Annotated in this window: 24 protein-coding genes; 9 read left to right on the top strand and 15 right to left on the bottom strand. The window is 68.2% G+C overall.

The genetic code is table 11. The annotated features are described in order from the left end of the window. Positions 1-2,151 carry an MMPL family transporter gene (locus tag D7D52_RS07780; protein WP_120735702.1) on the bottom strand — a complete coding sequence of 717 codons (2,151 nt, stop codon included), beginning with the start codon at positions 2,149-2,151 and terminating at the stop codon, positions 1-3. 126 nt (positions 2,152-2,277) lie between these two features. Continuing rightward, on the bottom strand, positions 2,278-4,185 hold the full coding sequence (locus D7D52_RS07775) for an acyl-CoA dehydrogenase family protein (RefSeq protein ID WP_120735701.1): 1,908 nt from the start codon (positions 4,183-4,185) through the stop codon (positions 2,278-2,280). 140 nt (positions 4,186-4,325) lie between these two features. Here D7D52_RS07775 and D7D52_RS07770 point away from each other — a divergent pair, with 140 nt between their 5' ends. Next, positions 4,326-5,714, top strand: coding sequence for a threonine/serine exporter family protein (locus D7D52_RS07770; RefSeq protein WP_120743903.1), 1,389 nt, complete (start codon positions 4,326-4,328; stop codon positions 5,712-5,714). A 158-nt stretch (positions 5,715-5,872) separates the two neighbouring features. Then, positions 5,873-8,098 carry an MMPL family transporter gene (locus tag D7D52_RS07765; RefSeq protein WP_120735700.1) on the top strand — a complete coding sequence of 742 codons (2,226 nt, stop codon included), beginning with the start codon at positions 5,873-5,875 and terminating at the stop codon, positions 8,096-8,098. A 7-nt stretch (positions 8,099-8,105) separates the two neighbouring features. On the opposite strand, the gene D7D52_RS07760 is transcribed toward D7D52_RS07765, so the two are convergent. Both D7D52_RS07760 and D7D52_RS07755 read right to left on the bottom strand, forming a co-directional pair. After that, positions 8,106-8,333, bottom strand: a complete 228-nt coding sequence (locus D7D52_RS07760; RefSeq protein ID WP_120735699.1) for a SelT/SelW/SelH family protein — start codon at positions 8,331-8,333, stop codon at positions 8,106-8,108. 31 nt (positions 8,334-8,364) lie between these two features. Continuing rightward, the gene (locus tag D7D52_RS07755; RefSeq protein ID WP_120735698.1) at positions 8,365-8,850 is read right to left on the bottom strand and encodes a carboxymuconolactone decarboxylase family protein; all 486 of its coding nucleotides are present in this window, start codon (positions 8,848-8,850) and stop codon (positions 8,365-8,367) included. A 46-nt stretch (positions 8,851-8,896) separates the two neighbouring features. On the opposite strand from D7D52_RS07755, the gene pdxR reads away from it, so the two are divergent. Both pdxR and D7D52_RS07745 read left to right on the top strand, forming a co-directional pair. Beyond that, the gene (pdxR, locus tag D7D52_RS07750; RefSeq protein WP_120735697.1) at positions 8,897-10,375 is read left to right on the top strand and encodes a MocR-like pyridoxine biosynthesis transcription factor PdxR; all 1,479 of its coding nucleotides are present in this window, start codon (positions 8,897-8,899) and stop codon (positions 10,373-10,375) included. Between the two features lie 26 nt (positions 10,376-10,401). Beyond that, complete coding sequence (locus D7D52_RS07745; protein ID WP_162958206.1) at positions 10,402-11,403, top strand: serine/threonine-protein kinase; 1,002 nt, start codon at positions 10,402-10,404, stop codon at positions 11,401-11,403. Here D7D52_RS07745 and D7D52_RS07740 read toward each other — a convergent pair. The 7 genes from D7D52_RS07740 to D7D52_RS07710 all read right to left on the bottom strand — a co-directional run bounded on the left by D7D52_RS07740 (position 11,391) and on the right by D7D52_RS07710 (position 18,767). Further along, a complete protein-coding gene (locus tag D7D52_RS07740) occupies positions 11,391-11,852 on the bottom strand; it encodes a PIG-L deacetylase family protein (RefSeq protein ID WP_120735696.1) in 462 nt (153 codons plus the stop codon). The genes D7D52_RS07745 and D7D52_RS07740 overlap by 13 nt on opposite strands. A 36-nt stretch (positions 11,853-11,888) precedes the next feature. Next, positions 11,889-12,590 (bottom strand): TetR/AcrR family transcriptional regulator, encoded by a 702-nt coding sequence (locus D7D52_RS07735; protein WP_246023682.1) that lies wholly within the window; start codon positions 12,588-12,590, stop codon positions 11,889-11,891. Positions 12,591-12,707: 117 nt separating this feature from the next. Next, complete coding sequence (locus tag D7D52_RS07730) at positions 12,708-13,949, bottom strand: cytochrome P450 (protein ID WP_120735694.1); 1,242 nt, start codon at positions 13,947-13,949, stop codon at positions 12,708-12,710. 123 nt (positions 13,950-14,072) lie between these two features. Then, the gene (locus tag D7D52_RS07725; RefSeq protein ID WP_120735693.1) at positions 14,073-14,606 is read right to left on the bottom strand and encodes a hypothetical protein; all 534 of its coding nucleotides are present in this window, start codon (positions 14,604-14,606) and stop codon (positions 14,073-14,075) included. Further along, positions 14,581-15,309 (bottom strand): hypothetical protein, encoded by a 729-nt coding sequence (locus D7D52_RS07720; RefSeq protein ID WP_120735692.1) that lies wholly within the window; start codon positions 15,307-15,309, stop codon positions 14,581-14,583. Before D7D52_RS07720 ends, D7D52_RS07725 begins: the two co-directional genes overlap by 26 nt. 85 nt (positions 15,310-15,394) lie before the next feature. Further along, on the bottom strand, positions 15,395-18,403 hold the full coding sequence (locus tag D7D52_RS07715; RefSeq protein ID WP_120735691.1) for a caspase, EACC1-associated type: 3,009 nt from the start codon (positions 18,401-18,403) through the stop codon (positions 15,395-15,397). Beyond that, complete coding sequence (locus tag D7D52_RS07710; RefSeq protein WP_120735690.1) at positions 18,390-18,767, bottom strand: effector-associated constant component EACC1; 378 nt, start codon at positions 18,765-18,767, stop codon at positions 18,390-18,392. Before D7D52_RS07710 ends, D7D52_RS07715 begins: the two co-directional genes overlap by 14 nt. Before the next feature lie 221 nt (positions 18,768-18,988). Here D7D52_RS07710 and D7D52_RS07705 point away from each other — a divergent pair, with 221 nt between their 5' ends. Next, entirely contained in the window at positions 18,989-19,876 is an 888-nt protein-coding gene (locus D7D52_RS07705) for an SDR family NAD(P)-dependent oxidoreductase (RefSeq protein ID WP_222932795.1), read from the top strand. Positions 19,877-19,947: 71 nt separating this feature from the next. Here D7D52_RS07705 and D7D52_RS07700 read toward each other — a convergent pair whose 3' ends face one another. Genes D7D52_RS07700 through D7D52_RS39840 form a run of 3 tightly spaced genes read right to left on the bottom strand, consistent with a single transcriptional unit; the run spans position 19,948 to position 21,046 of the window. After that, positions 19,948-20,157, bottom strand: coding sequence for a DUF397 domain-containing protein (locus D7D52_RS07700; RefSeq protein ID WP_120735688.1), 210 nt, complete (start codon positions 20,155-20,157; stop codon positions 19,948-19,950). Next, a complete protein-coding gene (locus D7D52_RS39845) occupies positions 20,154-20,585 on the bottom strand; it encodes a DUF5753 domain-containing protein (RefSeq protein ID WP_120735687.1) in 432 nt (143 codons plus the stop codon). Before D7D52_RS39845 ends, D7D52_RS07700 begins: the two co-directional genes overlap by 4 nt. Then, positions 20,561-21,046, bottom strand: coding sequence for a Scr1 family TA system antitoxin-like transcriptional regulator (locus tag D7D52_RS39840; protein WP_120735686.1), 486 nt, complete (start codon positions 21,044-21,046; stop codon positions 20,561-20,563). Before D7D52_RS39840 ends, D7D52_RS39845 begins: the two co-directional genes overlap by 25 nt. 337 nt (positions 21,047-21,383) lie before the next feature. Between D7D52_RS39840 and D7D52_RS07685 the strand changes: the two genes are divergently transcribed. Beyond that, a complete protein-coding gene (locus D7D52_RS07685) occupies positions 21,384-21,683 on the top strand; it encodes a hypothetical protein (protein ID WP_120735685.1) in 300 nt (99 codons plus the stop codon). Positions 21,684-21,726: 43 nt separating this feature from the next. On the opposite strand, the gene D7D52_RS07680 is transcribed toward D7D52_RS07685, so the two are convergent. Next, positions 21,727-23,238, bottom strand: coding sequence for a sugar transferase (locus D7D52_RS07680; RefSeq protein ID WP_120735684.1), 1,512 nt, complete (start codon positions 23,236-23,238; stop codon positions 21,727-21,729). Positions 23,239-23,757: 519 nt separating this feature from the next. Here D7D52_RS07680 and D7D52_RS07675 point away from each other — a divergent pair. The 3 genes from D7D52_RS07675 to D7D52_RS07665 are packed head-to-tail and all read left to right on the top strand — an operon-like array spanning position 23,758 to position 26,491. Beyond that, positions 23,758-25,044, top strand: coding sequence for a class I SAM-dependent methyltransferase (locus tag D7D52_RS07675; RefSeq protein ID WP_120743901.1), 1,287 nt, complete (start codon positions 23,758-23,760; stop codon positions 25,042-25,044). Further along, on the top strand, positions 25,041-25,844 hold the full coding sequence (locus D7D52_RS07670; RefSeq protein WP_120735683.1) for a sugar phosphate nucleotidyltransferase: 804 nt from the start codon (positions 25,041-25,043) through the stop codon (positions 25,842-25,844). The genes D7D52_RS07675 and D7D52_RS07670 overlap by 4 nt, the downstream gene beginning before the upstream one ends. Further along, the gene (locus tag D7D52_RS07665; protein ID WP_120735682.1) at positions 25,841-26,491 is read left to right on the top strand and encodes a PIG-L deacetylase family protein; all 651 of its coding nucleotides are present in this window, start codon (positions 25,841-25,843) and stop codon (positions 26,489-26,491) included. Before D7D52_RS07670 ends, D7D52_RS07665 begins: the two co-directional genes overlap by 4 nt.

Raw genomic sequence — 26,491 nt, 5'->3', positions numbered from 1 at the left:
TCACTCGCGCAGGACGAGGCGTCGCACCAGCGGGCGGGAGGGGGCGGGCGCCCACCAGTTGGCGGTGCCCAGGATGCGCATGAAGGCGGGCACCAGGATCATGCGCACGAGGGTGGCGTCCATCAGGACCGCCACGGCCAGGCCGAGACCGAGCATTCGGTTCATGGTGACGCCGCTGGCGGCGATGCCCGCGAACACCACCGCCATCAGCAGGGCGGCCGCGGTGACGATGCGGCCGGAGCGGGCGATGCCCAGGGCGACGGCGGTGTCGTTGTCGGCGCGGGTGCGCGGGGAGCGCTGCCATTCCTCGGTGAAGCGGGCCAGCAGGAACACCTCGTAATCCATGGACAGGCCGAAGGATACGCAGAACAGCAGCACCGGCAGGGTGGCGATGGTGGAGCCGGTGGCGAGGGTGCCCAGGCCGCCCAGGTGACCGTCCTGGAAGATCCACACCAGTGCGCCGAAGGTGGCGGCGAGCGAAAGCACGTTGAGGGCAAGGGCTTTCAGCGGCAGCACCACGCTGCCGGTGAGCAGCAGCAACAGCACGAAGGTGGTGAGGGCGATCCAGGCGAGGGTCTTGGGGACGCCCTGGGCGATGCCGTGCGCGGCGTCGGCGGTCTGCTGGGCCTGGCCGCCGAACAGCACCGGCGCGTGGGCGTCGACCGCGCGCAGGGCGTCCAGTTGTCGTTGCGCCGCCGCGGAATACGGGTCGAGGTGGGTGGCGACGGTCAGGTGGACGGTGTCGGGGCCGGTCGCGGTCGGGTCGCCCGGACCGGTCGGCTGCCCGTCGCGGAAGGTGGCCGCCGGGGCGAGGACCGCCGCCACGCCGGGCACCGTCGACAGCGCCGAGGCGTAGGCGGCGAGACCGTCGCCCGGCGACCGCACGATGATCTGCACGGACCCGGTGGCGTTGTCCTCGAACCGATCTCGCAGCAGGTCGCCCACCTGCCGGGATTGAAGCCCGGCCGGCAGTACCCGATCGTCGGGCAGGCCGAGCCGCAACCCGGCGACGGGTGAGCCGAGGACCACCAGCAGCGCCAGCACCGGCAGCGCCCACCGCGCGGGCCGCCGTTGCACGCTGCGCGCCACCCGGTACAGCAGGCCGCGCTCGACGGGCGCGGCCTCGCGCAACGGTTTCCGGTTGATGCGCTCGCCCAGCAGCACGAGCAGGGCGGGCACCAGGACGAGCGCCATCAGGATCGACAGGGCCACCACGGCGAGTCCGGCCGAGGCGAGGGAGCGCAGGAAAGCCATGGGGAAGAACAGCATTCCGATCAGGGCGATGCCGACGGTGAGGCCGGAGAACGCCACCGCGCGGCCGCCGCGCCGCATGGCGGTGGTGAGCGCCGCGGTCGTGTCGTGCCCCGCCGCGATCTCCTCGCGATAGCGGCCGATGATCAACAGCGAGTAGTCGACGGCCAGCGCCAGCCCGATGGCGGTGGTGATATTGAGCGCGAAGACCGACAGCGCGACCACGTAGGTCATCAGATACAGCACCGCGCTGGCTCCCGCGATGGCGAGCACGCCCGTGACGAACGGAATGAGCGCGGCCACCAGGCTTCTGAGAAACCACACCAGCAGCAGGAAGGTCAGCGGCAGCGCGATGGCCTCGGCGACGGCGAGATCCCGCTGGGTCTGGCGGGCGGTGTCGCGCCACACCATCGCCTGGCCGCCCGCCCGCACCGTGACCTCCCCCGCGGTGCCGGTGAATTCCGCCGACAGCTCGTGGGCGATGCCGGGCGCGGAGTCCTCGTCACCGCGCACGGTCGCCACGATCAGCCCGATGCGACCGTCCTCGCTGAGCAGAGTCCGGCTCGGCGCCGGGTCCGTCCAGGGCGAGACCACCGCCGAGACCCGCGCGTCACCCTTCAACTCCCGGGCGATCGCCGTGCCCCGGGCGGTGGCCGCGGGACCCTGTGCGCCGCCCGGGGATTCGACGGTGAGCACGAGCTGCGTACCCGACATGCCGTACTCGCGCGCGAGAATGTCGGCGACGCGCGCGGATTCGGAGTCGGTCGCGACGAAGCCGCCATTGGACAGCCGCCCCGCCGCCTGCGATCCCAGCACCCCGCACAGCACGAACACGAGCGCGGCCAGCCCGAGCACCGCCCTGGGCTTCCGCAACGCCGGACCGATCAGGCGATCGATCATCGCACGCCCCCTCGCGCCCTTGCGACGGCATGGAGTAGCGGTCAGTGTGTCCAACCACTCAACGAGACACACCCGCAATAAGGTTCAGCGCTACCCCCCACAGGCTCGGGGCACGGGCGGCGGGCGCTACTCCAGCATGGCGGCGCGCAGCATGCCTTCGGGGACGCCCAGGCCCTCGATGAGGGTGAGAGCGTGCGGGCGCAGGCGGTCGACGAGTTCGTTGACGCCGCGGCGGACGGCCTTGGCCCGCTCCACGGACATGAAGCGGTGCATGATGTACCAGGCTTGATTCTGTTCGAGGGTGGAATAGACGTAGAGGTCGCAGACGGTGTCGGCGAGGGCTCGGGCGTCAGGATCCTGGATGTCGGCGATGCCGTCGATGAAGGCTTCCAACACCATTCGCTCGATGTGGGCGGTGCCGGCGGCGAGAATGTGATCCTGGGCGTTGTTGAACGCCTCGAACGGACCGGTCTCGTTGGCGCGGGCGCGCAGCCGGTGCGCGGCGGTGCGGACCATGTAGTCCTCACGGTCGGCGAACAGCTGCAACTGCACCGAGCGGCGCGACAGGTCGCCGTCGTCCACGCTGTCGTCGCCCCGGTCGCGCAGCCGCTGAATCATCTGGCGCACACCGGAAGCCTCGCGCACCACGTCGCGGGCGCTGGTGGCCGCGAAGCGCACCCAGCCGAGTGCGTCGAGGTCGCGCACCTCCTCGGCATAGGAGGTCAGCAAGTCCTTGGCTACCAGCTGGGTGAGGACCACGTTGTCGCCTTCGAACGTGGTGAACACATCCGTGTCGGCCTTCAGCGTGACCAGCCGGTTCTCGGTGAGATACCCCGCGCCGCCGCAGGCTTCGCGGCACTCCTGGATAGCCGCGGTGGCGTGCCGGGTCTGCGCCACCTTGAGACCGGCCGCGCGATTTTCCAGCGCACGCTGCGCGCGGGGATCCAGATCCTGCCCGGTCTGCACCAGATGCATGCGCCGCACCAGCTCGTTCTGCGCGAAAGCCAGTGCGTAGGAACGGGCTACGTGTGGCAGCAGCCGGCGCTGATGGCTGCGGTAGTCCATCAGCACGGTCTCCTCGCCGGTATCCGGATCGGCGAACTGCCGGCGCTGCTCGCCGTAGCGCACCGCGATGCTCAACGCCACCCGCGCCGCCGCGGCGGCCGCGCCGCCGACGCTGACCCGGCCGCGCACCAGCGTGCCCAGCGTGGTGAAGAAGCGCCGGCTCGGGTTGGAGATCTCGGAGGAGTAGGTCCCGTCCGGGGCGACGTCGGCGTACCGGTTGAGCAGGTTCTCACGCGGAATTCGCACCTGGTCGAACATGATTCGGCCGTTGTCGACCCCGGGCAGGCCGCCCTTGAGACCGCAGTCGGAGGTGGTGACGCCGGGCAGATCACTGCCCGCCTCGTCGCGGATGGGCACCAGGAAACAGTGCACGCCCTGACTCTCGCCGCCGGTGATCAGCTGCGCGAAAACCGCTGCCATGCGGGCATGTTCGGCCGCGCCGCCGATGTAGTCCTTGCGCGCCGACGGAGTCGGGCTGTGCACCACGAACTCCTGGGTCGAGGCGTCGTAGGTGGCGGTGGTCTCCAGGTTCGCGACATCGCTGCCGTGCCCGGTCTCGGTCATGGCGAAGCAGCCCAGCAGCCGCAGCGACACCAAGTCGTCGATGTAGCCGCGATGCCGCTCAGTGCCCAGGTTCTCGACGGCGCCGCCGAAAAGTCCCCACTGCACACCGCATTTCACCCACAGCGACAGATCGTTGTAGACGAGCATCTCCAGCGCGGTGACCGCGGCGCCCGGATCGACGGGCCGGCCGTCGACGTGCGCGAAGCCGCGTTCCACCACGTCCAGGGACGCCACCAGGTGCATCTGGTCCAGCACTCGCGCGCGGGCGGCCTTGATGTCGAGCTCGGGATCGCCGTAGAGGCGGTCGTCGTCGAGGCTGGCGCGGGCCGCCTCGCGCACCTCCCGCCAAGGGCCGTCCAGTGCCGCGCGTAGCTCTTTCGCAATCGAAACGTCGCTCGTCGCCATGCTTCAAAACACTACTGCCCTCGGCCCACTCGCCTCGATGATCTTCGCCACCCGTGTACGTTGGCCATGTGACCAACGAGTTGGCTACCCACGAGCAAGCAGGAGCGGCCGCCGGGCTGCGCGCCCGCTGGCAGCGGGTGCTGACCGGAGCGGGGGATCGTCTCACGGCGGAACGGCGCGCCACCGTGGACACCGTGGTGGAGGCGCCCGCACCGGTTCAGCCCATCGACCTCACCGACGACGCGACCGTGACCGAAGTGCTGGATCTGGCCGAGCGGGTGGGCGAGGTGGTGCTGGCCTCGGGCACGGCCGTCACCGACACCACCACCCAGATCGAGTTCATCGCCGCCACCTACGGCCTGTCCAAATGCGATATCGACGTCACCTACAACTCGATTCGCATCTCGGCCGACCGCGGCCCGAAGCTGCCGCCCGCCTCCACCATGCGGGTGGTGCACTACCGCTCCCTCGACTTCACGAGGCTCGCGGCCGTGGACCGGTTGACCCGCCGCATCCGCCGCGAGCTGGTGCCGCCGCAGGAGGCGCTGAAGGCACTCGACGAGATCACCTCCGCGCCACACCCTTACCCGCGCTGGACGGCCACCCTCGGCTGGGCGTTGATGGCCGCGGGCGTGGCGGTGCTGCTCAATGGCGGCGCGTTGATCGCGCTGCTGAGTTTCGCCACGACCATGCTGATCGATCGCACCAACCGGATCCTGAACCGGCGCAAACTGCCGTTCTTCTTCCAGCACATGGCCGGCGGCGTGATCGCCGCGACGCCCGCGGTACTGGTGTCCACCTATGTCCGGAGTCTGCATCTGGATCCGGCGCTCATCATCGCCGCCGGAATCGCGGTGCTGCTGGCCGGTTTACAGCTGGTCGGCGCGGTCGAGGACGCGATCACGGGGGCGCCGATCACGGCGTCGGCCCGGATGCTCGAGGTGGTCATGATGACCGGCGGCATCATCGCCGGCATCGCGCTCACGCTGCGGGTGGCGGAGGTGTTCGAGGCGTCGGTGCCGATCGCCGACATGGTCTCGACCCGGGACCTGACCAGTCTGCCGTTGAAGCTGGCCGCGGGCGCGGTGACCTCGGCGGCCTTCGCGCTGGCCTGCTACGCCGAGCGGCGGGCGCTGGCGGCGGCGGCGTTCAGCGGTGCGGCGGCGACGGTGGCGTATCTGCTGGTTCAGCACTTCGGGTTCGGTCCGATCGTGGCGTCGGGCGGCGCGGCGACGGTGGTGGGCCTGGCCGGCGGCCTGCTCGCGCGGCGGTCGCTGACCCCGCCGCTGGTGGTGGCGGTCGCGGGCATCACTCCCCTGCTGCCGGGTCTGCGCGTGTATCGCGGGCTGTACGCGCTGCTCAACGACGAGCTGCTGGAGGGTTTGAACCAGCTGTCGGGGGCGTTCGCCGTCGGGCTGGCGCTGGCCGCCGGGGTCACGCTCGGTGAATGGATGGCCCGCGACCTGCGGCGACCGCGAATCGTGCGGCGCATCGGCGATCTTCGCCGGCCGCGCTTCGCCGCCAACTGAGCGTCGACGGCTGCGTTTGATCGGGGCCCGGGTCGTCCGTTACCGTCTGTCCGCTCGACCGCCCCGCACCGTGACCTGTACCACCAACCCGAAATAGCCGAAACGCATTGCTCTGCAACGTTTTTCATCTATTCTGAACGAGACTGATACCGTGCATTATGACCAGCCGCCCGCGTGACCGCGATGTCTTCGCGCTATGGGGAAATCTCGTAGCCCGACACCGTTTTGTAGTGCTCGGCCTCGTGGTGGCCGGTCTGCTCGGCCTCGGCGGTTACGCCTGGGGGTTCGAAAGTCGTCTCAGCGCGGGCGGATTGGACGATCCGAATTCGGAGTCCGCGCGGGCCGCGCTGGTGGCGGCGGCGGCCTGGGGCCCGGATCATTCCGCGGACGTCGCGGTGCTGTACACCGCGCCCGCGGGCACGACCGTCGACGACCCGGAAGTCAGCGGGCCGATCATCGACAGTCTCAACGGTCTCGCGGCCCGCTATCCCCACGAGATCACCGGCGTGAACGCCGCCTACTGGGCGCCGGTGAACTCCACCAAGGGCAATTCCGGCAAGCTGGCCACCGACGACAAGACGCACGCGCTGGCCCTCATCGCGCTCAAAGACTATGGGGCGCAGGATTACACGGCGGTCAAGGACGCCTTCGACGTGCCGGGGGTCAGGGTGCAGGTCGGTGGCCTGCAACCGGTCTCGGTGGCGCTGACCGACACCATCGCCGCCGACACCCATCGCATGGAGTTGCTGGCGATTCCGGCGGTGGCGGTGCTGCTGTTCTTCATTTTCGGCGGGGTGGTCGCGGCGTCGCTGCCGCTGCTCATGGGTGTGCTCACGGTGCTGGGCGCGAACGGGATCGTGCGGTGGATCACCGACTTCACCGAGGTGAATTCCTTCGTGGCGCCGGTGGTTTCGATGATCGGGCTCGGGCTGGCGATCGACTACGCGCTGTTCATCGTGAGCCGGTTCCGGGAGGAGACGGCCGCCGGCTACGACACTGCCGCCGCGGTGCGTCGCACGGTGATGACCGCGGGGCGAACGGTGCTGTTCTCGGCGACCATGATCGTGGCCAGTCTCGGCGGCATGCTGCTGTTCCCGCAGGGATTCCTCGAGTCCATCGCCTACGGCGCGATCGCCACGGTCACCTTGGCGGCGCTGACCGCGGTCACGATCCTGCCCGCCATGCTGGCGATTCTGGGGCGGCGGGTGGATGCGCTGGGTATCAAGCGATTCCGGCGTACCCGCACGGCCGAGCAGGTGGAGCAGGGTTTCTGGGGCCGGTCGACCGGCTGGGTGATGCGGCATCCGCGGGCGATCACCGCGGTGCTGATTCTGGGCTTGCTGATGCTGATCGTGCCGGTGCGCAATATCGCCTTCGGCGGGTTCAGCGAGAAATATCTGCCGCCGGACAATCCGATTCGGGTGGCGCAGCAGGACATCGACACCTACTTCCCGTATCGCAAGTCCGATCCGATCGAGCTGATCATTCGGACCGACGACAGCACCAAGATCGGGCCGTTGCTGGCGCAGGCGAACCACGCGCCCGGGCTGCTGCCGGCCGGGTTCGAGATTCCGAGCCGCTCACAGCTCGCACCCGATACGTTCCGGACGGCGGCGTCGCTGGTGGATTCCACCAAGTACGACAAGACGATCGACTATCTGCGTGACCTCGACGTCCCCGACGGGGTGACGCTGATGGTCGGCGGGGTGCCGACCGTGCAGCACGACGCCATCGCCGCGCTGCTCGACCGGTTGCCGTTGATGATCCTGCTGGTGCTGGCGTTCACCACGCTGCTGATGTTCTTGACCTTCGGCTCGCTGGTGTTGCCGTTGAAGGCGGCGTTCATGAGCGTGCTCGGGCTGGGGTCCACCCTCGGCATCCTCACCTGGATCTTCACCGAGGGGCACGGTGCGGGGCTGCTGGACTTCACGCCGCAGCCGATTCAGGCCAATATCCTGTTCCTGATCATCGCGATCATCTACGGGCTCTCGACGGACTATGAGGTGTTCCTGTTGTCCCGCATGGTCGAAGCGCGGGCGGCGGGCGCGACGACCGAGGAGGCGATTCGCTCCGGCACCGCCCACACCGGGCGGATCATCACCGCCGCCGCGCTGATTCTGCTGGTCGTCACCGGGGCGTTCGCGTTCTCGGATCTCGTTCTCATGCAGTACATCGCGTACGGGATGATCGCCGCCCTGGTCATCGACGCGACGGTGCTGCGCATGCTGCTGGTTCCCGCGACCATGAAGCTGCTCGGCGACCGGGTGTGGTGGGCGCCGGCCTGGATGAAGCGCATTCAACGCCGGATCGGGTTGACCGAACCGGTGCTCGACGAGGAGCCCAAGCCGGCGCCGACGGCCGAATTGGCCGAGACGCGAGCGTGATTCGCGGTCAGGTGAGTGACGCGGCGACGGCTTCGACGATCTCGTCCGGATCCGGAAAGCCCTGGCGGGACTTGGCGGCCACGACCTGGCCGTCGACCGTGACGCGGTAGACGCCGCCCTTGCCCGGCACCAGTTCGGGTGCGATGCCGAGCCGGGTGTCGAGGGCTTCCGCGGCGGCTTGGGCGCGCTTCAGGTAGCCGCAGGGCTTGCAGTAGGTGATGACGACCTGGGACATGACGGTCTCCTTGCGTGAGTCGGGTTGTGGTTCAGGCATTTTCGTCGCCGGTGAGGGTCCAGGGCCGGGCGGTCGCGCCGAGCCGGGTCCAGGTGTTGATGAGCGTGACGTGCCACACCAGGTCGGCGAGTTCCTTCTCGTCGAACTCGGCGGCGGCCTGTCGCCACACCTGGTCGCCGACCTCGCTGTCGGCCAGCCGGGTCATGGCTTCGGCGAGCGCGAAGGCGGCGCGCTCGCGGGCGGTGAAGAACGGGGCTTCGCGCCATACCGCGACCAGGTTCACACGCCGCCAGGTGTCGCCGCCGGCGACGGCGTCGCGGGCGTGCATGTCGACGCAGTAGACGCAGCCGTTGATCTGGGCGACACGGAGTTTCACCAGTTCGCGCAGGGGCTTTTCCAGCGTGGTGTGCTGGGCGGCGCGCTCGAGGGCATTGAGCGCCTTGGCCATCTCGGGGGCGAGATCGTCGACGGCGAGGCGGGAGGTCGGGAGGATGTAGGTGCTTGTGGTCGTTGTCATGCGCTTACGGTATGTCCATAATGGACCAATGTTAGGAGCCAATTAGATGGCTGATTATTGGTCCACTTTGGATGTCGATCTGCATCTTCCGGTCGATCCGGACTCTGGTCGGCGGGTGGGGTTGGAGCAGGCGCTGCGGGAGGCGATCCGCGCGGGGCGACTGCCCGCCGGGGCGCGGCTGCCGTCGACGCGGACGCTCGCGACCGAGCTCGGGGTGTCGCGGGGGACGGTCAGCGCGGCCTACGACCAGTTGATCGCCGAAGGGCATCTGGTCGCGCGGCAGGGTTCGGGCACGCGCGTCGCCCGCACCGTCACCGCCGGCGAGAGGACCGGCCACGGCGCCATTCCCAGCCTCGGTGCCTTCGCCGAATCCGTGCCGCCCGCCTCCGGTGCGAGCGGGAAATCCCTTGCGGCGCCACAGTACAACCTGCGCGCCGGCAGTCCCGACACCAGTAGTTTTCCGACGACCGCCTGGCTGCGGGCGGCGCGCAAGGCGCTCACCTACGCGCCGGCGGAGGCATTCGGGTACGGCGATCCGCGCGGGCGTATCGAATTGCGTTGTGCGCTGGCCGAATACCTGGGCCGGGCCCGGGGCGTGCTGGCGGCGCCGGAGCAGATCGTCGTCACCTCGGGTGTGCAGCAGGCCCTGGCGCTGCTGGGCACGGTGCTCACCGCTTCCGGCACCACCGTGATCGCGATGGAGGATCCCTATATCCCGTCCTTTCGCGACACGGTGCGGGCGACCGGGGTATCGGTGCTGCCGCTACCGGTCGACGCCGGCGGCGCCCGGATCGATCTGCTCGGTACCGGCGACTTCGATTCCGTTGGCGCAGCGGTCATCACACCGAGCCACCAGTACCCGATCGGCTCGACCTTGAGTCCCGCGCGCCGCCAGCTGCTCGCCGACTGGGCGCGGGCGGGCCGTCTGGTCATCGAGGACGACTACGACGGCGAGTTCCGCTACGACCGCCAGCCCGTCGGCGCGGTCCAGAGCATCGCGCCCGACCACATCGTCTACCTCGGTACCGCCTCCAAAACCCTGGCCCCCGGTCTGCGACTGGCCTGGATGGTCCTCCCACCCCGCCTCGTCGCCCCCGTCGCCGAGGCCAAACAACTGGCCGACCATCACTCCGAAACCTTGGGCCAGCTCACCCTCGCCGAGTTCATCTCCTCCCACGCCTACGACCGCCACATCCGCGCAGCCCGCCTCCGCTACCGCCGCCGCCGCGACCTGCTCGCCGACCGCCTCAAGCCCCGAGCCGGCCGCCCCCTCGCCGGCTTCACCCTCTCCGGCATCTCCGCCGGCCTGCACGCCCTGGTCCGCCTCGAACCAGCCGGCCTCACCGAATCCGAAGTCCTCACCCGCGCAGCAACATACGGCCTCTCCATCCTAGGCCTGAACGAACACTGGATCTCCCCACCCGCCCCCCGCCCCCAAGCCATAGTCGTCGGCTTCGCCACCCCCTCCGACAGCGCCTACCCCTCCGCCCTCGACACCCTCGTCCGAACCCTCTCCTCGAGTTGACATCCGGCAATGACACCATGGTTCAGATGACGGCTGCCCGCATAGACCGCTACCGCCATCTCTCTACCCGCCTGTCCTCACTCGACAACCCCCGCCTGCGCTCACTCTGGAACTCGGGCCGCCACAACCCCGCAGGCGTAGGTGGCGATTCGGCAATCCTCGACGTCGACGGCACACCGGTATTCGCCAAACGAATCCCGTTGACCGACAAGGAGTTAACGTCGCCGGGAAATACCGCCAACCTCTTCGACCTCCCGATGTTCCACCAATACGGCACCGGCGGCCCGAGCTTCAACGCCTGGCGCGAATTGGCCGCCAACATCACGGTCACCCAGGGCATCCTCTCCGGCGAAACCGCCGCGTTCCCCATGCTCTTCCATTGGCGGGTCCTGCCCGGCCGCCCAGCAGTCGCACCCGAACACGCCGACATCGAAGCGGTCTTCGCCAACTCGAATGGCTCCCCCGCCGTTCGTTCCCGCCTGAAAGCGCTCGCCGCAGCAACCTCGAGCCTCACCCTTTTCAGCGAATACATCCCCCACCCGATGTCGAAGTGGTTGCACGACAACCCAATCGCGAAAGCCGCCACAACAGAACGCCACCTGGCCGAAATAGTGACCTTCCTCAACACCCGCGCCCTCCTGCACATGGACGCCCACTTCGACAATCTCCGAACCGACGGAAACCGCCTCTACCTCACCGACTTCGGCCTGGCCACCTCCCCCACCTTCGACCTCTCCCCCACCGAACGCGCCTTCACCATCTACCACGCCACCTACGACGCCGACTACCTAGCCATGCGCCTGGTCAACTGGCTGGTCACCGCCCTCTGCGGAATCCCCATACCCCCCACCGGCACCCCCACCGCCCGCAACGACTACGTACTCCGCTGCGCCACAGGCGATATCCCCACCGCCGCACCCCCGGACATCGTCCCCATCCTGCTCCGCCACGCCCCTACCGCCGCGAAGATGAACCCCTTTTGGGAGAGCGCATTCCTCGGCGACACCCGGGCTGTTTATCCCGGCTGAGGACCGGTTGGTGCGGTGGCGAGGATGTCGGGGAGGGCGCCGACTTCGTGGACTCGAACGTGGTCGCGGTGGCCGTAGCCGCCGTGGCGGTCGTAGCTGAGCAGGACAGCAGGCTGCTCGTCGGCGAGGAGGGCGGCCAAACGTTGTGCTGCCTCGTCGATGTCGGCTCGTACGAACAGGGTTCGCCCCGGCGGGTTCGGGTACAGGATCGGCCCGTGCCCGCTGTCCGCGTAGCCGAGATGCTCGACCCTGGTCACCCCGAGTACTTCGGCGCTGGCTCGCAATTCCCGCAGTCGGGGCGCGGCGGCACCGTCAGGCAGTTCCCTATGGCCGTCGGAGGCGACCGCGATGACCGTCCGATGTCCGTCGGCCGCGAGTTTCGCCAGGGTGCCGCCGGTCAGAATGATCTCGTCGTCGGGATGGGCATGGAAAGCCACGACTGTCGCCACCCGCGCCAGTATGCCCGCACCCGGGACCAGGGTCGATCAGTTCGCGATCAGGCCGATGGTGCGGCCTATGTCGGCGAGGGTGGTGTCGAAGAGGGCGTCGGGGTGGGTTATTTGGATGGGGTAGTTGTTGAAGACTTCGAGGGTTACGTGGCCGTAGAGGCGCGCCCAGAATTGGATCATGACGTAGCTGACGCCCAGGTCCAGTTTTTCGGCGGGGAAGTTTTGGCCGGAGTCGGCTAGGACGGCCAGGAGTTCGGTTTGGAATTTGAGGAGATCGTCGCGGATTTCCGGGGGGATCAGGTCCAGGGGTGGGGTGAGGACTTGGTATTCGGTGAGGAGGCGGCCGGCGGCGCCGAGGAAGATGCGGCCGACCGGTTCGCCGAATTGCTGCATGGCGCTGGTGATTCCGGCGGTCACCGGGGAGGCGAAGACGAGGGTGAATTCGCGGGAGTGGGTCAGGGCCCAGGTGCGGAAGCCGCGGCAGATGGCGAAGAAGCGCAGGCCGGCATCGTCGGGGAGGTCGGTGATCGCGGCTTCGAGGTCCTTGGCGAGGTCGGTGCAGACGTCGGTGCGGACGGCGGCGACCAGGTCGTCGCGGGATTCGTAGTAGCGGTAGAGCGCGGGAGCGGTGATGCCCAGCTCCCGCGCGATGGCCCGCAACGTCATGGCGTCCGGGCCCTGTTCGACCAGCAGTGACCGCGCGACGCGCCGGATATCGGCGTCATTGACCGCCGGCATCCGACCTCGTCGTCGCGGTGCACTCATGCTGGCCTCACCTATCACTCTGTCTCCGATTACCGAATGCTCGGGGCCCCTACGTGGTTACGCAAGCTGCCTCCTTCGGGGCCTGACCGCTCATTCGTACGCGACCTGCCAGCTCTTGATGCCGTTGAGCCAGCTCGACCGCAGCCGCACCGGCTCGGAGACCTGGCGAAGGTTGGGCATGACGTCGGCGATGGCGTTGAAGATCAGATCCAGCTGCAGGCGAGCCAGATTCGCGCCCACGCAGTAGTGGGTGCCGGTGCCGCCGAAGCCGACGTGCGGGTTGGGGTTGCGCAGCACGTTGAACTGGTACGGGTCTTCGAAGTAGTTCTCGTCGAAGTTGGCGGCGCTGTAGAACATTCCGACGCGCTGCCCCTTCTGGATCAGCTGACCGGACAGCTCGACATCCTCGATCGCGGTGCGCTGGAACGCGATCACCGGGGTGGCCCAGCGCACGATCTCGTCGGGAGCGGTGCGCGGACGCTGTTCCTTGTAGAGCTCCCACTGGTCCGGATTGTCCACGAACGCTTTCATACCATGCGTGGTGGCGTTTCGGGTGGTCTCGTTGCCGGCGACCGACAGCAGGATCACGAACCAGGCGAACTCGTCGGACGCCAGCGACTCGCCGTCGATGTCGGCGTGCAGCAGCGTGGAGGCGATATCGTCCATCGGGCAGGCGCGCCGCTGCTCGGCCAGATTCCAGGAGTAGCCCATGACCTCGGCGGTGGCGACCTTGTGGTCACCGTTGAACTCCGGATCGTCGTAGCCGATCATCTGATTCGACCAGTCGAAGATCTTGCCGCGATCCTCCTGCGGGATGCCGATGAGTTCGGCGATGGCCTGCAGCGGCAGCTCGCAGGCGACCTGCTCGACGAAGTTGCCGGAGCCGTTCTTCTTGGCCTCGTGCACGATTCGCTCGGCGCGCTCACGCAGGGCGTTGCGCAGCGATTCGACGGCGCGCGGGGTGAAGCCCTTGGAGATGATCCGGCGCAGCTTGGTGTGCCGCGGCGGGTCCATGTTCAGCAGCAGGTAGCGCTGCACCTCGATCTCTTCGCGGGCGATGTCGCCGTAGAAGCGGATGACCGCGGTGTTCTCCTCGTTGGAGAAGGTCTCCGGGCTCTTGGAGATCTCCTTGATGTCGTCCATCTTGGAGATGGCCCAGTAGCCGCCGTCGTCGAAGCCGGTGAGGCCGTCGGCCTGCGGCACCCAGAAGGGCTTGGCCTGTGTGCGAAGTGCGGCGAATTCCTCGACGGGCAGACGCTGGGCCAGCAGGTCGGGGTCGGTGAAGTCGAAACCGGCGGGAATGGACGGCGCGGCGGTGTTTGCTGCGGACACGGAACCTCCTTTGGAACACGTTCCGCTCGAGTGTGCCACGCCACACCACGGTTTGTGAACACCTATTACTAAATAGCGTTCATCTGAGGGGCGGCGCTCGCCCGCACTGCCACTTCGACGGGCTCACGGCTGCTCGGCACCGCGAACTCCGTGTGATTCCAGGCGAATCGCCGCGTCGGCGATCTCGCCCAGCAGCCGGGGGTCGAAGCGCGCGACGACATCCAGGCCCGAGTACCAGGGGCCGTGGTTCCACGCCTCCGCGAGGAGTCGGCCGATCTCGCGTCGGGCCGCGACCTGCTCGGCGGACGGCATTTCCGCGCAGTCCCGTGCACGCGCGTCCGCGACTCGCACGAGCAGCCGCGCGCGCATATCGGGTTCGGCGCCACGGGCCAATTCGACCGCCGCGCGGGCATCGCCGATCGCCAAGGCCACGCCGACCAGCGTGGCGGTCGCGCGATCGCGCAGATCGGCGCGCGGGATCTGCCCCAGCAGCCCGGTCATCTCCGCGAGCGCGGCCCGCGCGCTCGCCGGCCCGGCCTGTTCCGCCATGACGGGCACGACCAGCGCCAGTGCGCGAATCCGCTCTCCCGCCAAGGGAATTCGAACGGTGAAGTCCAGCGCCCGCATCGGCTCACCCATCCGCACCAGCGCCGCCACGACTTCCCGGTACGCGACGGACCGTTGGACGTCGTCGGAGATGGCCCCCGCGATCATGACCGCCTCGCCGAGGGGGACCGGTCCGGGCGCGGGCCGTCGCGAGCACCGCGCACACCTGCTGTGGGTCGAGTTCGAGCGGCGAGAGCCCGTCGACCAGCCTGCCGACGCGTTCGATCTCGCCCATGGCGGCCGACAGCAGCACCAGATTCGCTCGATTCGGCATGGCCACCCGAGGGTCGGCGGCCACGACGGCCTTCTCGAGGTCGTCGAGTTGCGGTCCCACGATGGGCCTCGCGCGATCGATGCCCGCCGCTTCGACCAAGTACCGCAGCAGGATCGAGCGGCGTCCCGGCACGGCGACACCGTCCAGGATCTCGAGTGCCTGCTCGAGGTGATCCGACTCGACGAAGACCGCTGCGAGGCAACCCAATTCGCGATCGAGCAGGCTCGGCGGGTGCAGCCAGCTCGAATACAGGCCCGTGAGCCGGCGGGCCATGCCGGCGGCCATGTCGAGCGCACCGTTCGACACCAGGGCACGTGTCAGCGCCACCAGCGGGGAGGTCGCCTGCTCCGGTTCGGGCCACCCTCCCGACGGCGCGGAAACCGATTCCCGGCTCGGCGCGAACACGCTGCGGCTGAGCTCCCACGCCGCGTTCTCCTCACCGCCGACGGCCCGGTCGAGCAGGGTGTCGAGCGTCCGCACCGCGCGCTCGAGGAATTCCGTTGCGTCCTCGATGTTTTCGTCAGGTCGGGTGCCAAGATAGGTGAATGCCAGGAAGCGGCAACCACTATCCTCGATGCGGTCGACGAGCCCGCGACAGATCCGCGGCGGTGACCAGCGCCCGCATCACCGTGTAGAGCGCGAAACCGCTCTCGTACGGATCCGTCGCCCGATAGGAGGTGCGTTCGATCTCGGCCGCGAGGCGGCGACCCTCCACGATCCGGCCCGCAGCCACCAAGGCGGGCAGCACGCTGGTCGACATGTCGAGCCCGTCGATGCCGAGCCCGCCGACGAGCGCGAGTACGCGATCGACCTCCCCGAGCGTGACCAGGGCTTCGACCACCTGCCCGAGGATCTCCACCCGCGCGCGCCGCACATAACCGGCCATGCCCGCCACCACGACATCGAGCCGCTCGCGCAACTCGTTGCGGAATCCACCGGCGACCAGATCGCTTGCGACCCTTGCCAACAGGCTCGCCCGCTCGGTCAGGCCGACCGTCCGCTCCACAATGGACAGCGCCGATCCCACACACATCGCCGCGGGTTCCGGCTCCCCCTGCGCGCTCATGGAGCGCGCGATCCGGCACAGCGCCACGGCCTGGGCGCCGGCGTCTTCCAGCATCCGCCCCATGGCGAACGCTTCCTCGAAATCGCCGATCTCCGCGAACGCGGCGACCGCGTGACCGAGCACCTCGTCTCGCCGCCCGGGTCCTTTCACCAGCAGCACGTGCCGGTTGATCTCGGTGATGGCGGCATCGACCGCCGCGTGCCGGCCGGCCCGCCGCCAGGCCGGAATCAGCTGTGCCAGTACGCGAACCCGCTCGCGGGGCGCGGTGATCTCGTGGGCGAGCTCCGCGGCGCCGTCGGCGTCCCCGGCCGCGACCAGCGCGAGAGCCAGCCGGCAGCGGTCGTCATCGGTCAGGGCACGAGTAGTCGCGTGCCGTACGGAATCCACGAGCGCGCGGTTGCGCACCGTGTCGCTCGCGCTGAATTGCACTGCGGCCAAGTCGATCTGGGCGCGCAGCCGACGGCCGGAGCGCACGATGCCGTCGGCCAGACTCTGGGCCCGCGGCAGATCGCCGAGCAGGGCGACCGCGGCGGGCAGCCGGACGGGAATGTTCGCGCCGCGCTGGGTCAATCGCCGCCCCCGCATGGCGAGCTCGCACACCGCCACCAGGTCGGGATCGCGTTGGTCGAGCCAGAGCCCCGCGACCGTCGAGATCTCGGTCCGCGCCGTGCCGTCGCCGCCGGTGCGGTCGAGCAGGCGATCGTGGCGCGCGGTGTCCAGCGCCAGCTCGGTCATTCGCGCCAGATCGCCCGAGCGGCGCAGCATCGAGAAGTACCGGGTGAGCAGATAACTCGGCGTGGAGTCCGGCCAACCCAGTGCGCGGTAGCGGCCGGCCCAGTCGTGTATCCGGCGCCGGAAGCCGTCCAACAAGGTTCGGCCCAGGGCATTCTCGGCTTCCCGCTGCAGGGTTTCGTGGGCGAGCAGGTTGATCTGCTCGGACTCGAATCGGCTCGACCCCACCCGGAAGGTGCGGCCCGTCACCCCCGACAGGATGGCCTCGATGCGAAACGGCGGTTGCCCGGTGAGGTCTTCGAGTTCGCCTCCGGTGAGGCCGTGCGCGGCGGTGACCAGGCCGAGGATCTCCTGATCGGCCTCGGATCGTTCCAGCAGCGACCACAATTCGAGCCGCGCCGCCCGGCGAATGTCGAAAGCCGTGGCGGCGGGCGAAAGTTCGCGCCGGCGGCAGTGCTGTAGCGGATGGCTCGGCGAAACATCCAGCGGCAGCGCGGGATTGGGGCGTCCGGCGACGATGACGCGCAGCCCCGGCCCGGGCCGCTTCGGCAGCAGCGAGGCGATGCTGGGTTTGCCGCGATCCTCGTCGAGCCCGTCCACCAGCAGCACGATCCGCTCGCCGCTCGCGGCCGCGCGAGCCGCGGCGAGCTCGAGCAGATGGAGACGGTACGCGTCGCGGTTGACCGTAGCGTCGAGCGCGGCCGCCTGATCGGGCAGCAGCGCCGAGAGCTGTTCCAGCACAGCGTCGGTGAAGGCGTGGTGATCGTCTTGACCGGCCAGGCGGGAGGTGACGAAGAACGACACCACGTGCACCGCGGGCGGCGGATGCAGCGCGAACCAGGACATCAGCGCGGTCTTGCCCGCCCACGGCCCCGCCTGCCACCGGACATACGGCTCGTCACCGGCGCAGAATTCGGCGAGTTCGGCCAGCTCCGGGCCGCGATCGATCAGTCCCTCGGCCGGGGCGAGGTCGCGGACCTGGGACAGATACGCCGTGGTGATGTCGCGCGGCAGCCCGGCCGGCAGCGCGCGGCCGGTCCAGCCCGGATTCTCCGCCAACGCCACCTGGCCGGCCGTACCGCGTTCCAGCGCTTTGGGTTTGGGCAGATTCGCGGCGGACAGCCGATCCCGCAGTTCGCGATACAGCAGCGGCATCGTCAGGTAGCGATCGTCGGTGGGCAACCCGGTGCGCAGCACATCGAGCAGCATTGCCGTGAAGGCGGTCCGCCCGCCTCCGCCTCGCGCGACGGCGAACCTGCTCTTCTCGTCGGTGGCGGTGAGCACGAACGCGCCGTCGATATCGGTCGCCTCCCGCAGCACCTCGGCGTCGCGGGCGAGCACCTCCCGCCCGAACGCCTTGCCGCTGTGGCAGCAATCGAGGATCACCACGACGGGTCCCCGCGCGTCGCGTTTGATCCGGGCGCGCAGCACCGCGTACGCCAGCGCCGTCACATCCGCGTCGTCGGCGCGAGATCCGCTGTGCGTCAAGTGAAGTTGATTGTCGACGACCGTGCCGTGGCCGACGTAGTAGACCAGCAGCAGCCCCCGCGCCGCGCGTGCGGCCGCGGTGACGGCGGCGGCCACGCTCGCGCTGTCGGGCGGATCGAGCACCACCTCGACATGCTCCTCGGGCAGTCCGGTGCCGGAGCGCAGGAACGCGGCGAAATCGCGCACGCTGCCCGCGACCTCCGCGAAGGATTCGTAGCCGGAATCCGCGGCATAGTTCGCGGTTCCGATCAGTACCGCACGGGACGCCTCCGGGTCAGGAAGCGCCATCCACGCGCCCCCGCACCCGTTCGATGACCTCCAAAATCTGCACGTGCTCCACGGCTCGCGTACCCGTGGCGTCGATCTCGGCGCTCGCCCCGTCGGGGCCGGTGAACGTCATGCGCAGCGTGGGCCGGCGCATCCGCAGCCAGGCGACCACACAGGTCGACAGTGCGGTACACAGCGCGGCCGAATCCACGGCGATGCGAATGACTTCCTCGGCGCCCAGGGTGCCGCGCTGTTCGGCGGCGGCAGCCAGAGATTTCCGTGCCGCCCGCAACTCGTCGTCCTCGACCAGCGCCTCGAACAACGAATGCAGTTCCGCGACATCGTCGTCGGAACCCCCCACCCCGACCACCAATTCCACAGTCATCCTTCCCCCATCCGACGTATCGCAGAAAGTCTGCCACGCCCGTCATCCCGACGGGTCCCAACCATGCCCTCACGTCGGCCCCGGCGGAGCCGAGTAATCGCGTTGCTCTTTCGGCGGTGCGGTCGCGCCAGCGGCGTGTGAGGGCGGTGCAAGAGCCTGGTGCGAGGGTCGGTGGTATGACCTGGCAGAACGGCATTCGGGCCGATGACAAGATTTTCTTGGTGACCGGAGCGAGCGCGGGCATCGGGTATTTCGCGGCGGAACAACTCGCCGCCAGCGGCGCGACCGTGGTGCTGGCCTGCCGCGACACCGCCAAGGCGGAGGTGGCGATGCGGCTGATCGGTTCACGTGTCGAGGGGGCACGGCTGCGGCAGGTGCGCATGGATCTGTCGGACCTGTCGAGCCTTGCCGAGGCGGTCGAGAACCTCGGTATCGACCGGTTGGACGCGGTCGTGCTCAATGCCGGGATCCTGCTGTCCGAACCCGAACGCCGCACCGATCGGCAGGGCCACGAATTGATGTTCGCGACAAACTATCTCGGACATTTCGCGCTGACCGCTCATCTAGCGCCGCTGCTGACCGCGACGGCGGGCAGCCGAATCGTCACCGTCGGCAGTTTCGCGGCCCGCTCGGAGCGACTCGATCTCGACGATCTCCACTGCGAGCACGACTACCGCCCCAAGCGCACCTACGGCCGATCGAAGCTGGCCCAGATGCTCTTCGGTTTCGAACTCGACCGCCGCCTGCGCGCCCATGCGCCGCACACCGCGAGCATCGTCGTGCACCCGGGCGGCGCGCTCGACGCCCTGACCCCGTCCCGACGGCCATTGTTCGCCACCTCCATCGCGCAGCGGATCTACAGCTCCCCCGCCCGCCTGGTCCTGCACGGCAAGCACGCCGGCGCCCACCCCCTGGTCCGTGCCGTCCTCGACCCCGAGATCGTCAGCGGACAACTCTGGGGCCCAGCGGTTTTCGGCCTCCGCGGCCGCCCCCAGCAGGAGAACCCCCTCCCCCACATGACCGACCCCACCACCGCCGCCGCCCTGTGGACCGCCAGCACAGCCCTCACCGGCGCCGACCCCTTCGCCCGCACAACGAAAACACGCTGATGCCAGCGGGATCACATGAGCTTTCCACACCTCCGCGGCCTGCTCGTGAGAGTCCACGCGCGGAGTAGGCGTCAAGCTGGGCGGATGAGGGTTCCCGATCGCATGCCTGTGGTGAAGGCATCCCATTGGGCGGGAGGGAAGATCAAAGATGGGCCGGTTGGGTTCTTGGAGTCTCGGACTCCGACCTCACCACCGGGCAGGAAGGCGACCTCGACGCATTCGGTTTGACCACTGCTATGGCTGCTCTTGAACCAGTTGGCTCCGGATAGGTCGGAGGTCATGCCTTATAGCTCCTTGCCGCCTGTCGCAGCAGGTCTCGCGATTGCGTCTCGCTCAAGGCCGTCTTCCTTATGGCCGAGGCAATTTCATGGTACTGGCGTACATCGTCGCGGCTTTCCATGTAGATGTCCGGCTTCCCCGCGCCTTCGAGGTAGACAAGCGGCGGCTCGACGGGACGCGACCTGCTGTCCGCCCTGAATTCGAGAATGATGAACGGGCCGTGGAGCAAGCCCCGGCTGCACCCACTCGCGAACGGCTGAACGCGCAGCGAAACGTTGGGCAGCTTGCCGAACTCCGCGAGATGGTGCAACTGTGCCGTCATCACGCGTGGCCCGCCGACCACGCGATGCAATGCTGATTCGTGAAGCAGCAGCTCGAGTTCGACCGGATCGGCCTTACGCGTGACTATGGTCTGGCGTTTGAGACGCACAACTCGACTCGACGTTCGATGTCCTCGTCGCTGCTGTCCACATAGAACGCACTGATTAGTGCGCGCGCGTAGTCGGCCGTCTGAGCGAGGCCAGGGACTATTTCGTGATACGTGGTCAATTGCGTTGCGGCGGCGGCCAGCCCAACGAACATGTTGAAGGTCGTATCGCTGTAGAGACCCCGGAAGGCGCTGTACCAGGACGTCGTCTGGGCTTGTTTGGCCAGTTCGACGGCACGGGCCGTGTCGGCGGCGGTCACCTCGTAAAGCTCGCACAGGGCTTGAACGTCGCGAATGCGAAGCTTCTTCACCCCGCCGGTCTCGATCCGGTGCAATGCGGTCTTGCTCAGCTCTACGAGTTGGGCCGCACGGTCCATGGGCAGCCCGCGGTTGTCGCGGGCTTCGCGTAGAAAGCGTCCCAACTGCCGACGGGGCAGCGTCGAAGGCTCATCATTGCTGTCCATGCCCGCACCCTCCGAAGATTCGGAACGAAACACAACGCCCGCGCGGAACTGACGGTACGCCGAATCCGGACCGCGACCTGACGGTTCGCACGAACCGGAGTGAAACGTCCGAATCAAGCTGTTCCACGCGGGATTCGATGGTCTTCTGGCACCACGGAAACTACAAGGAGGTGGGCGAGGATGTCGGGCAGCAATCCATGGTCGGCTCTGGCGATCATCGACCGGCTGGAGCGGAAAACAGCATCGGCCGAAAGTCCCGCTCGATCAGGGAGCGAGTTGTGGTGGTGCTGTGTGGACGCGATCCACCGTTGCGGGCAAATCATGTTCGGAGGTCGTCATGTTGTGTGACGACCCCGATGAGGTGGAGGTTCAGGTTATTCAGGATGTGCTGGCCGTGGTGGAGGCGAGGTTGCGGGAATGGGAGGGGTGGGGGTGGCGGGTGGTGGTGCCGCGGGAGCGGGTTCATGCGGTGGTGTTGCAGGCGGTGATCCGGAGTGTTCGGGAGGGCTTCGGGTGGCGCGCGACGCTCGATCGGGCGGGGATCCTGGACAGGATTCTGGATGGGGCCGAGGCGGCGGAAGAGGGTGGGAGTCCGGTGGATTGGGTTATTCGGGGGCACGGTGCGCAGACCAATTGAGGGCACACATCGTGAACCGTGTGCGCCCTCGGGTCGTGGGGTGTTAGTAGGCGCCTTCGCCTTTGGTGACCGCGCCGATGGTTTTGGCGATCAGCAAAAGGTCGAGGACCATGGACCAGTTTTCGACGTAGGACAGGTCCAGGCGCATGGCGTCTTCGGGGGTGAGGTCGGAGCGGCCGCTGACCTGCCAGAGGCCGGTGACGCCGGGTTTGACCAGCAGGCGGCGGCGCATGACGCCGTCGTAGGAGTCGACCTCGCGCTGCACCTGCGGGCGGGGGCCGACGATGCTCATCTCGCCGCGCAGGACGTTGAGGAACTGGGGCAGTTCGTCGAGGGAGTATTTGCGAATCACCTTGCCCACCGAGGTGATTCGCGGATCGTCACGAACCTTGAAGAACAGCGGGTTGCCGCCGTTGCTCTCGATGAGGGCGCTGATGTGGGCCTCGGCATCGGCGTACATGCTGCGGAACTTGATCATCCGGAACGGCCGGCCGTCGCGGCCGATGCGCTCGGAGAGGTAGAAGACGGGTCCGCGGCTGGTGACCTTGACCGCCAGCGCGATCAGGCACAGCGCGGGCGCGATGGCGAACAGGGCCGCCAGGGCGAAGCAGAAGTCGAAGACGCCCTTGCGAATCGACTTGGCGCGATCGTATTGCGGCTTCTCGACATGCAGCATGGGCATATCGGCCAGCACCCGGTGGGTGAGGCGGGTGCCGGCGATGTCGACCAGGCCGGGGGTGACGATGAGCTCGGCGCCCAGCTCGTCCAGCTCCCAGGCCATCCGGCGGAAGTCGGCCGGGCCCAGGTTGTCGGTGGCGGTGACCGCGACGGTGTCCGCGCCCGTGCGCCGGACCGCGTCGATCACATCGTGATCGCCTGCGACAACCGGGATTTCGCGGCCGCCGACCTCCACCACCCGGTCGACGAGGACCCCGTCGTCGCGGGTGCAGACGCCGATCACCTGGTAGCCGGAGTCCCGATCGCGGGAGAAGGCCGCCACCATGGCCCGCGCCGCCTCCGGGCTGCCGACCACCAGCACGGCGGTGCGATACGCCCCCCGCGCGCGGCGCACGGCCACCCATCGCCGCCACAGCCGCCGCTCCACCATGAGACCGAGCATGCCCACCGGCAACGCGATCGCCAGATACCCCCGGGCGATGTCGACGCGCAGCAGCAGCGACACGATCGCGATACCGCCGAAGAGCTTGAGCGACGCGGCCACCACACGCCGATATTCCTCTGTACCACTGCCGATTACCCGCGGCGACCGGGTGCCACTGAGGGCCAGCGTCGCCGACCAGGCCACCGCCAGCACGATCGAGACCATGGTGTAGCGCACTTCCAGCGGCAGCTGGGAGGCCAAGGGCGGTTCGGCGCCGGAGCCGCCGAAGCGGACCCACTGCCCGAACCCCACGCACAGCACGACCACGCATAGGTCGCTGATGAATAGCCGGCGCGCATAATCCGCTTGCCAGCGCTCACGATCCGAGCGCGGCTCGGGTCTGGGGGGCCGATTCGCGCGCACGGCGCGACCGGCGGAAATGTTGTAGCTCATGAAACGAACGCACCTCCCCCACGGGAGAACTCGGTTCCGATCCCCGCTGATCAGTTCCACTACGGGCTGACGCCGGTTTCCCAAGGGCTTTCAGGACCATGACAACCGATGTGGCCGTCGAGTCTTTCGGTGGCCAGATGCCGAATGTTACACACCTCTGGGCCGCGTGCAGGTTGTATCCCGCAGCGGCCCAACGTTTCTACAAAGTAACGGGGTTTCGTGACAACCGGTACCGCAGCGGTTCCCCTGAATATCCCCTATTCGCAAAATCGCAGCTTGCACCGCTGGGGGCGCACCGGGTGAGCTGGCCGAAACCCTTGTGCTGCAAGGCTCGAACGTTAGCCACGGGGACGCGCGGATCTGCGAGTCGCAGAAATCCAGCTGTTTTGGCACTATTCGTCACCCGTATGGCCCGGTGGCAGCCGCCAATCCTGTTGTAACGTAAGGCCGGACCGAACCGACCAAGGGTCATCCGGTGCTGCGAGGGGCAGCCGTGTTCGGTGAAAGGTGGGGAATTTCGTGCGCTGCCGTCTCTGCGACTCCAGGAGTTTGATCTCCGTTCTCGATCTCGGCGCCACCCCGCCGTGCGAGAAGTTCCTCACCGCCGAGGAACTCGACCTCCCCGAGCCCACCTATCCGCTGCACCTGCGGCTGTGCGAGAACTGCCTGCTGCTGCAGATTCCGGCGCTCATCACGCCGGAGGAGACATTCACGGAATACGCGTACTTTTCCTCGTTTTCCGATAGCTGGGTCCGGCACGCGGAACTCTTCGTGAACGACTCGATCGCACGGCTCGATCTGAACAGCGCGAGTTTCATAGTAGAGGTCGCCAGCAACGATGGCTACCTGCTGCAGCATGCCGTCGCCGCCGGCGTCCCCTGCCTGGGCATCGAACCGTCGGTGAATGTCGGTGCGGCAGCGCGTGACAAGGGCGTTCCCACCGAAACCGCCTTCCTCGACGAGGAACTGGCCGCCCGGGTACGCGCCGAGCACGGGCCCGCGAATCTGGTGGTGGCCAACAATGTCTATGCCCACATCCCCGATCTGCTGGGCTTCACCCGCTCGCTGCGGGCCCTGCTGGCCGACGACGGCTGGCTCTCGATCGAGGTGCACCACGCCCTGAACCTGGTGGCGCTGGCCCAGTTCGACACCATCTACCACGAGCATTTCCAGTACTACACCCTGCTCTCGGCGCAGCGCGCGCTGGCCACGGCGGGCCTGGCGGTGGTGGACTGCGAGCTGATCGGCACCCACGGCGGCTCGCTGCGCATCTGGGCGCGCCCCGAGGGCGCGGGGGCCCCGAGCGCACGCGTTGCCGAGGTGTTGCGGCTGGAGGCGGACGCCGGCCTGCACGAGGTCGCCGGCTACCTCGAACTGCGCCCCGACACCGAGCGCGTCCGCCAGGACCTGCTGCGATACCTGTTGGCGGCCAAGGCATCCGGTAAGCGGGTGGTCGGCTACGGGGCGCCCGGCAAGGGCAACACCCTGCTCAACTACTGCGGCATCCGTACCGACCTGCTCGAGTACACCGTCGACCGCAATCCGTACAAGCACGGCCGGTTCACGCCCGGTACCCGCATCCCGATCCACGAGCCCGAGCGCATCGACGCCGACCGCCCCGACGTGGTGGTGGTACTGCCCTGGAACCTGGAACGCGAGATCACCGCACAACTCGCCCACGTGACCGAGTGGGGGGCCGAGATCGTCTACCCCCTCCCCCATCTCCATCACGCCCGGCTCGAACCGACCCATGCGACGCCCGACGATGCCGCCGCATCCAATCATGCAGAAAGGCAAGCGAAGTGAAGGTCGTACTGTTCTGCGGCGGCTATGGCATGCGCATGCGCAACGGCACCGAGGACGTCATCCCCAAACCCATGCAGATGGTGGGCCCGCGCCCGCTGATCTGGCACGTCATGCGCTACTACGCGCACTTCGGGCACAAGGACTTCGTGCTGTGCCTGGGCTACGGCGCCGCCCACATCAAGAACTTCTTCCTCACCTATCAGGAGTCGGTGTCCAACGACTTCGTGATTCGCGGCGGCAAGGTGGAACTGCTGCAGTCGGATATCAGCGACTGGACCATCACCTTCGTCGACACCGGGGTGGAATCGCCCATCGGGGAACGCCTGCGCCGGGTGCGCGGCCACCTCGAGGGCGAACCGTACTTCCTGGCCAACTACGCCGACGTGCTCACCGATGCCCCGCTCGACGAGATGATCGAGCAGTTCCAGGCCTCCGGCGCCGCGGCCTCGATGATGATCGTGCCGCCGCAGTCCTCCTTCCACTGCGTGGACGTGAACTCCGCGGGCGAGGTCAAGAACATCACCCCGGTCTCGCAGCTGCCGATCTGGGAGAACGGCGGCTATTTCGTGCTCACCCCCGAGGTTTTCGATCATCTGCCGCCCGGCGGCGACCTGGTCGAGGACGCCTGTGGCGCGCTGGCCGCGCAGGGCCGGCTGTTCGGGTATCAGCATCACGGCTTCTGGAAGCCCGCCGACACCTTCAAGGAACGCGCCGAACTCGACACCGGTTATATGCAGGGCGATCGCCCGTGGATGGTGTGGGAGCGGCCCGTCACGGCGGCCGGTGATCGCCCGGCATGATCCGCTTCGACACCGGCGCGGTCACCGAGATCGCGCTGCTGGCCGCCCATTGCGATGATCTGGCCATCGGCATGGGCGGCACGCTGCTGACCCTGGCCGCCGCGGTACCGGGCCTGCGGGTGCGGGCGCTGGTGCTGACCGGCGCGGGCACCGAGCGCGCCCGCGAGGAGCAGGCCGCGCTCGAATCCTTCTGCCCGGGAGCGGATCTGCAGCTGCGCGTCCTCGACATTTCCGACGGTTACGCGCCCGCCCACTGGGAGCGGGTCAAGGACGCGGTGGGCGCGCTGCGCCGCGACGGCGCCGCCCAGGTGGTGTTCGCGCCGCAGCGCGGGGACGCCCACCAGGATCACCGGCTGCTCGCGGAGCTGGCGCCCACCGAGTTCCGCGATCATCTGATCCTCGGCTACGAGATCCTCAAGTGGGAGAACGACACCCCGCAGCCGACGGTGCTGCATCCGCTGCCCGCGGGAATCGCCGAGCGCAAGGCCGAGCTGTTGATGAAACACTATCCCTCGCAACGCGATCGGGACTGGTTCGACGAGCAGTCGTTCCTGGCCCTTTCCCGGTTGCGCGGGGTGCAGTGCCGCGCCCGGCACGCCGAGGCGTTCCTGCTCGACAAGGCCACCATCACTTTCGGAGGTGCATAG

This window comes from Nocardia yunnanensis (assembly GCF_003626895.1).
GTDB lineage: Bacteria > Actinomycetota > Actinomycetes > Mycobacteriales > Mycobacteriaceae > Nocardia > Nocardia yunnanensis.
Note: the sequence above shows the minus strand (reverse complement) of the source record. Positions and strands in the feature narration are given on the sequence as shown.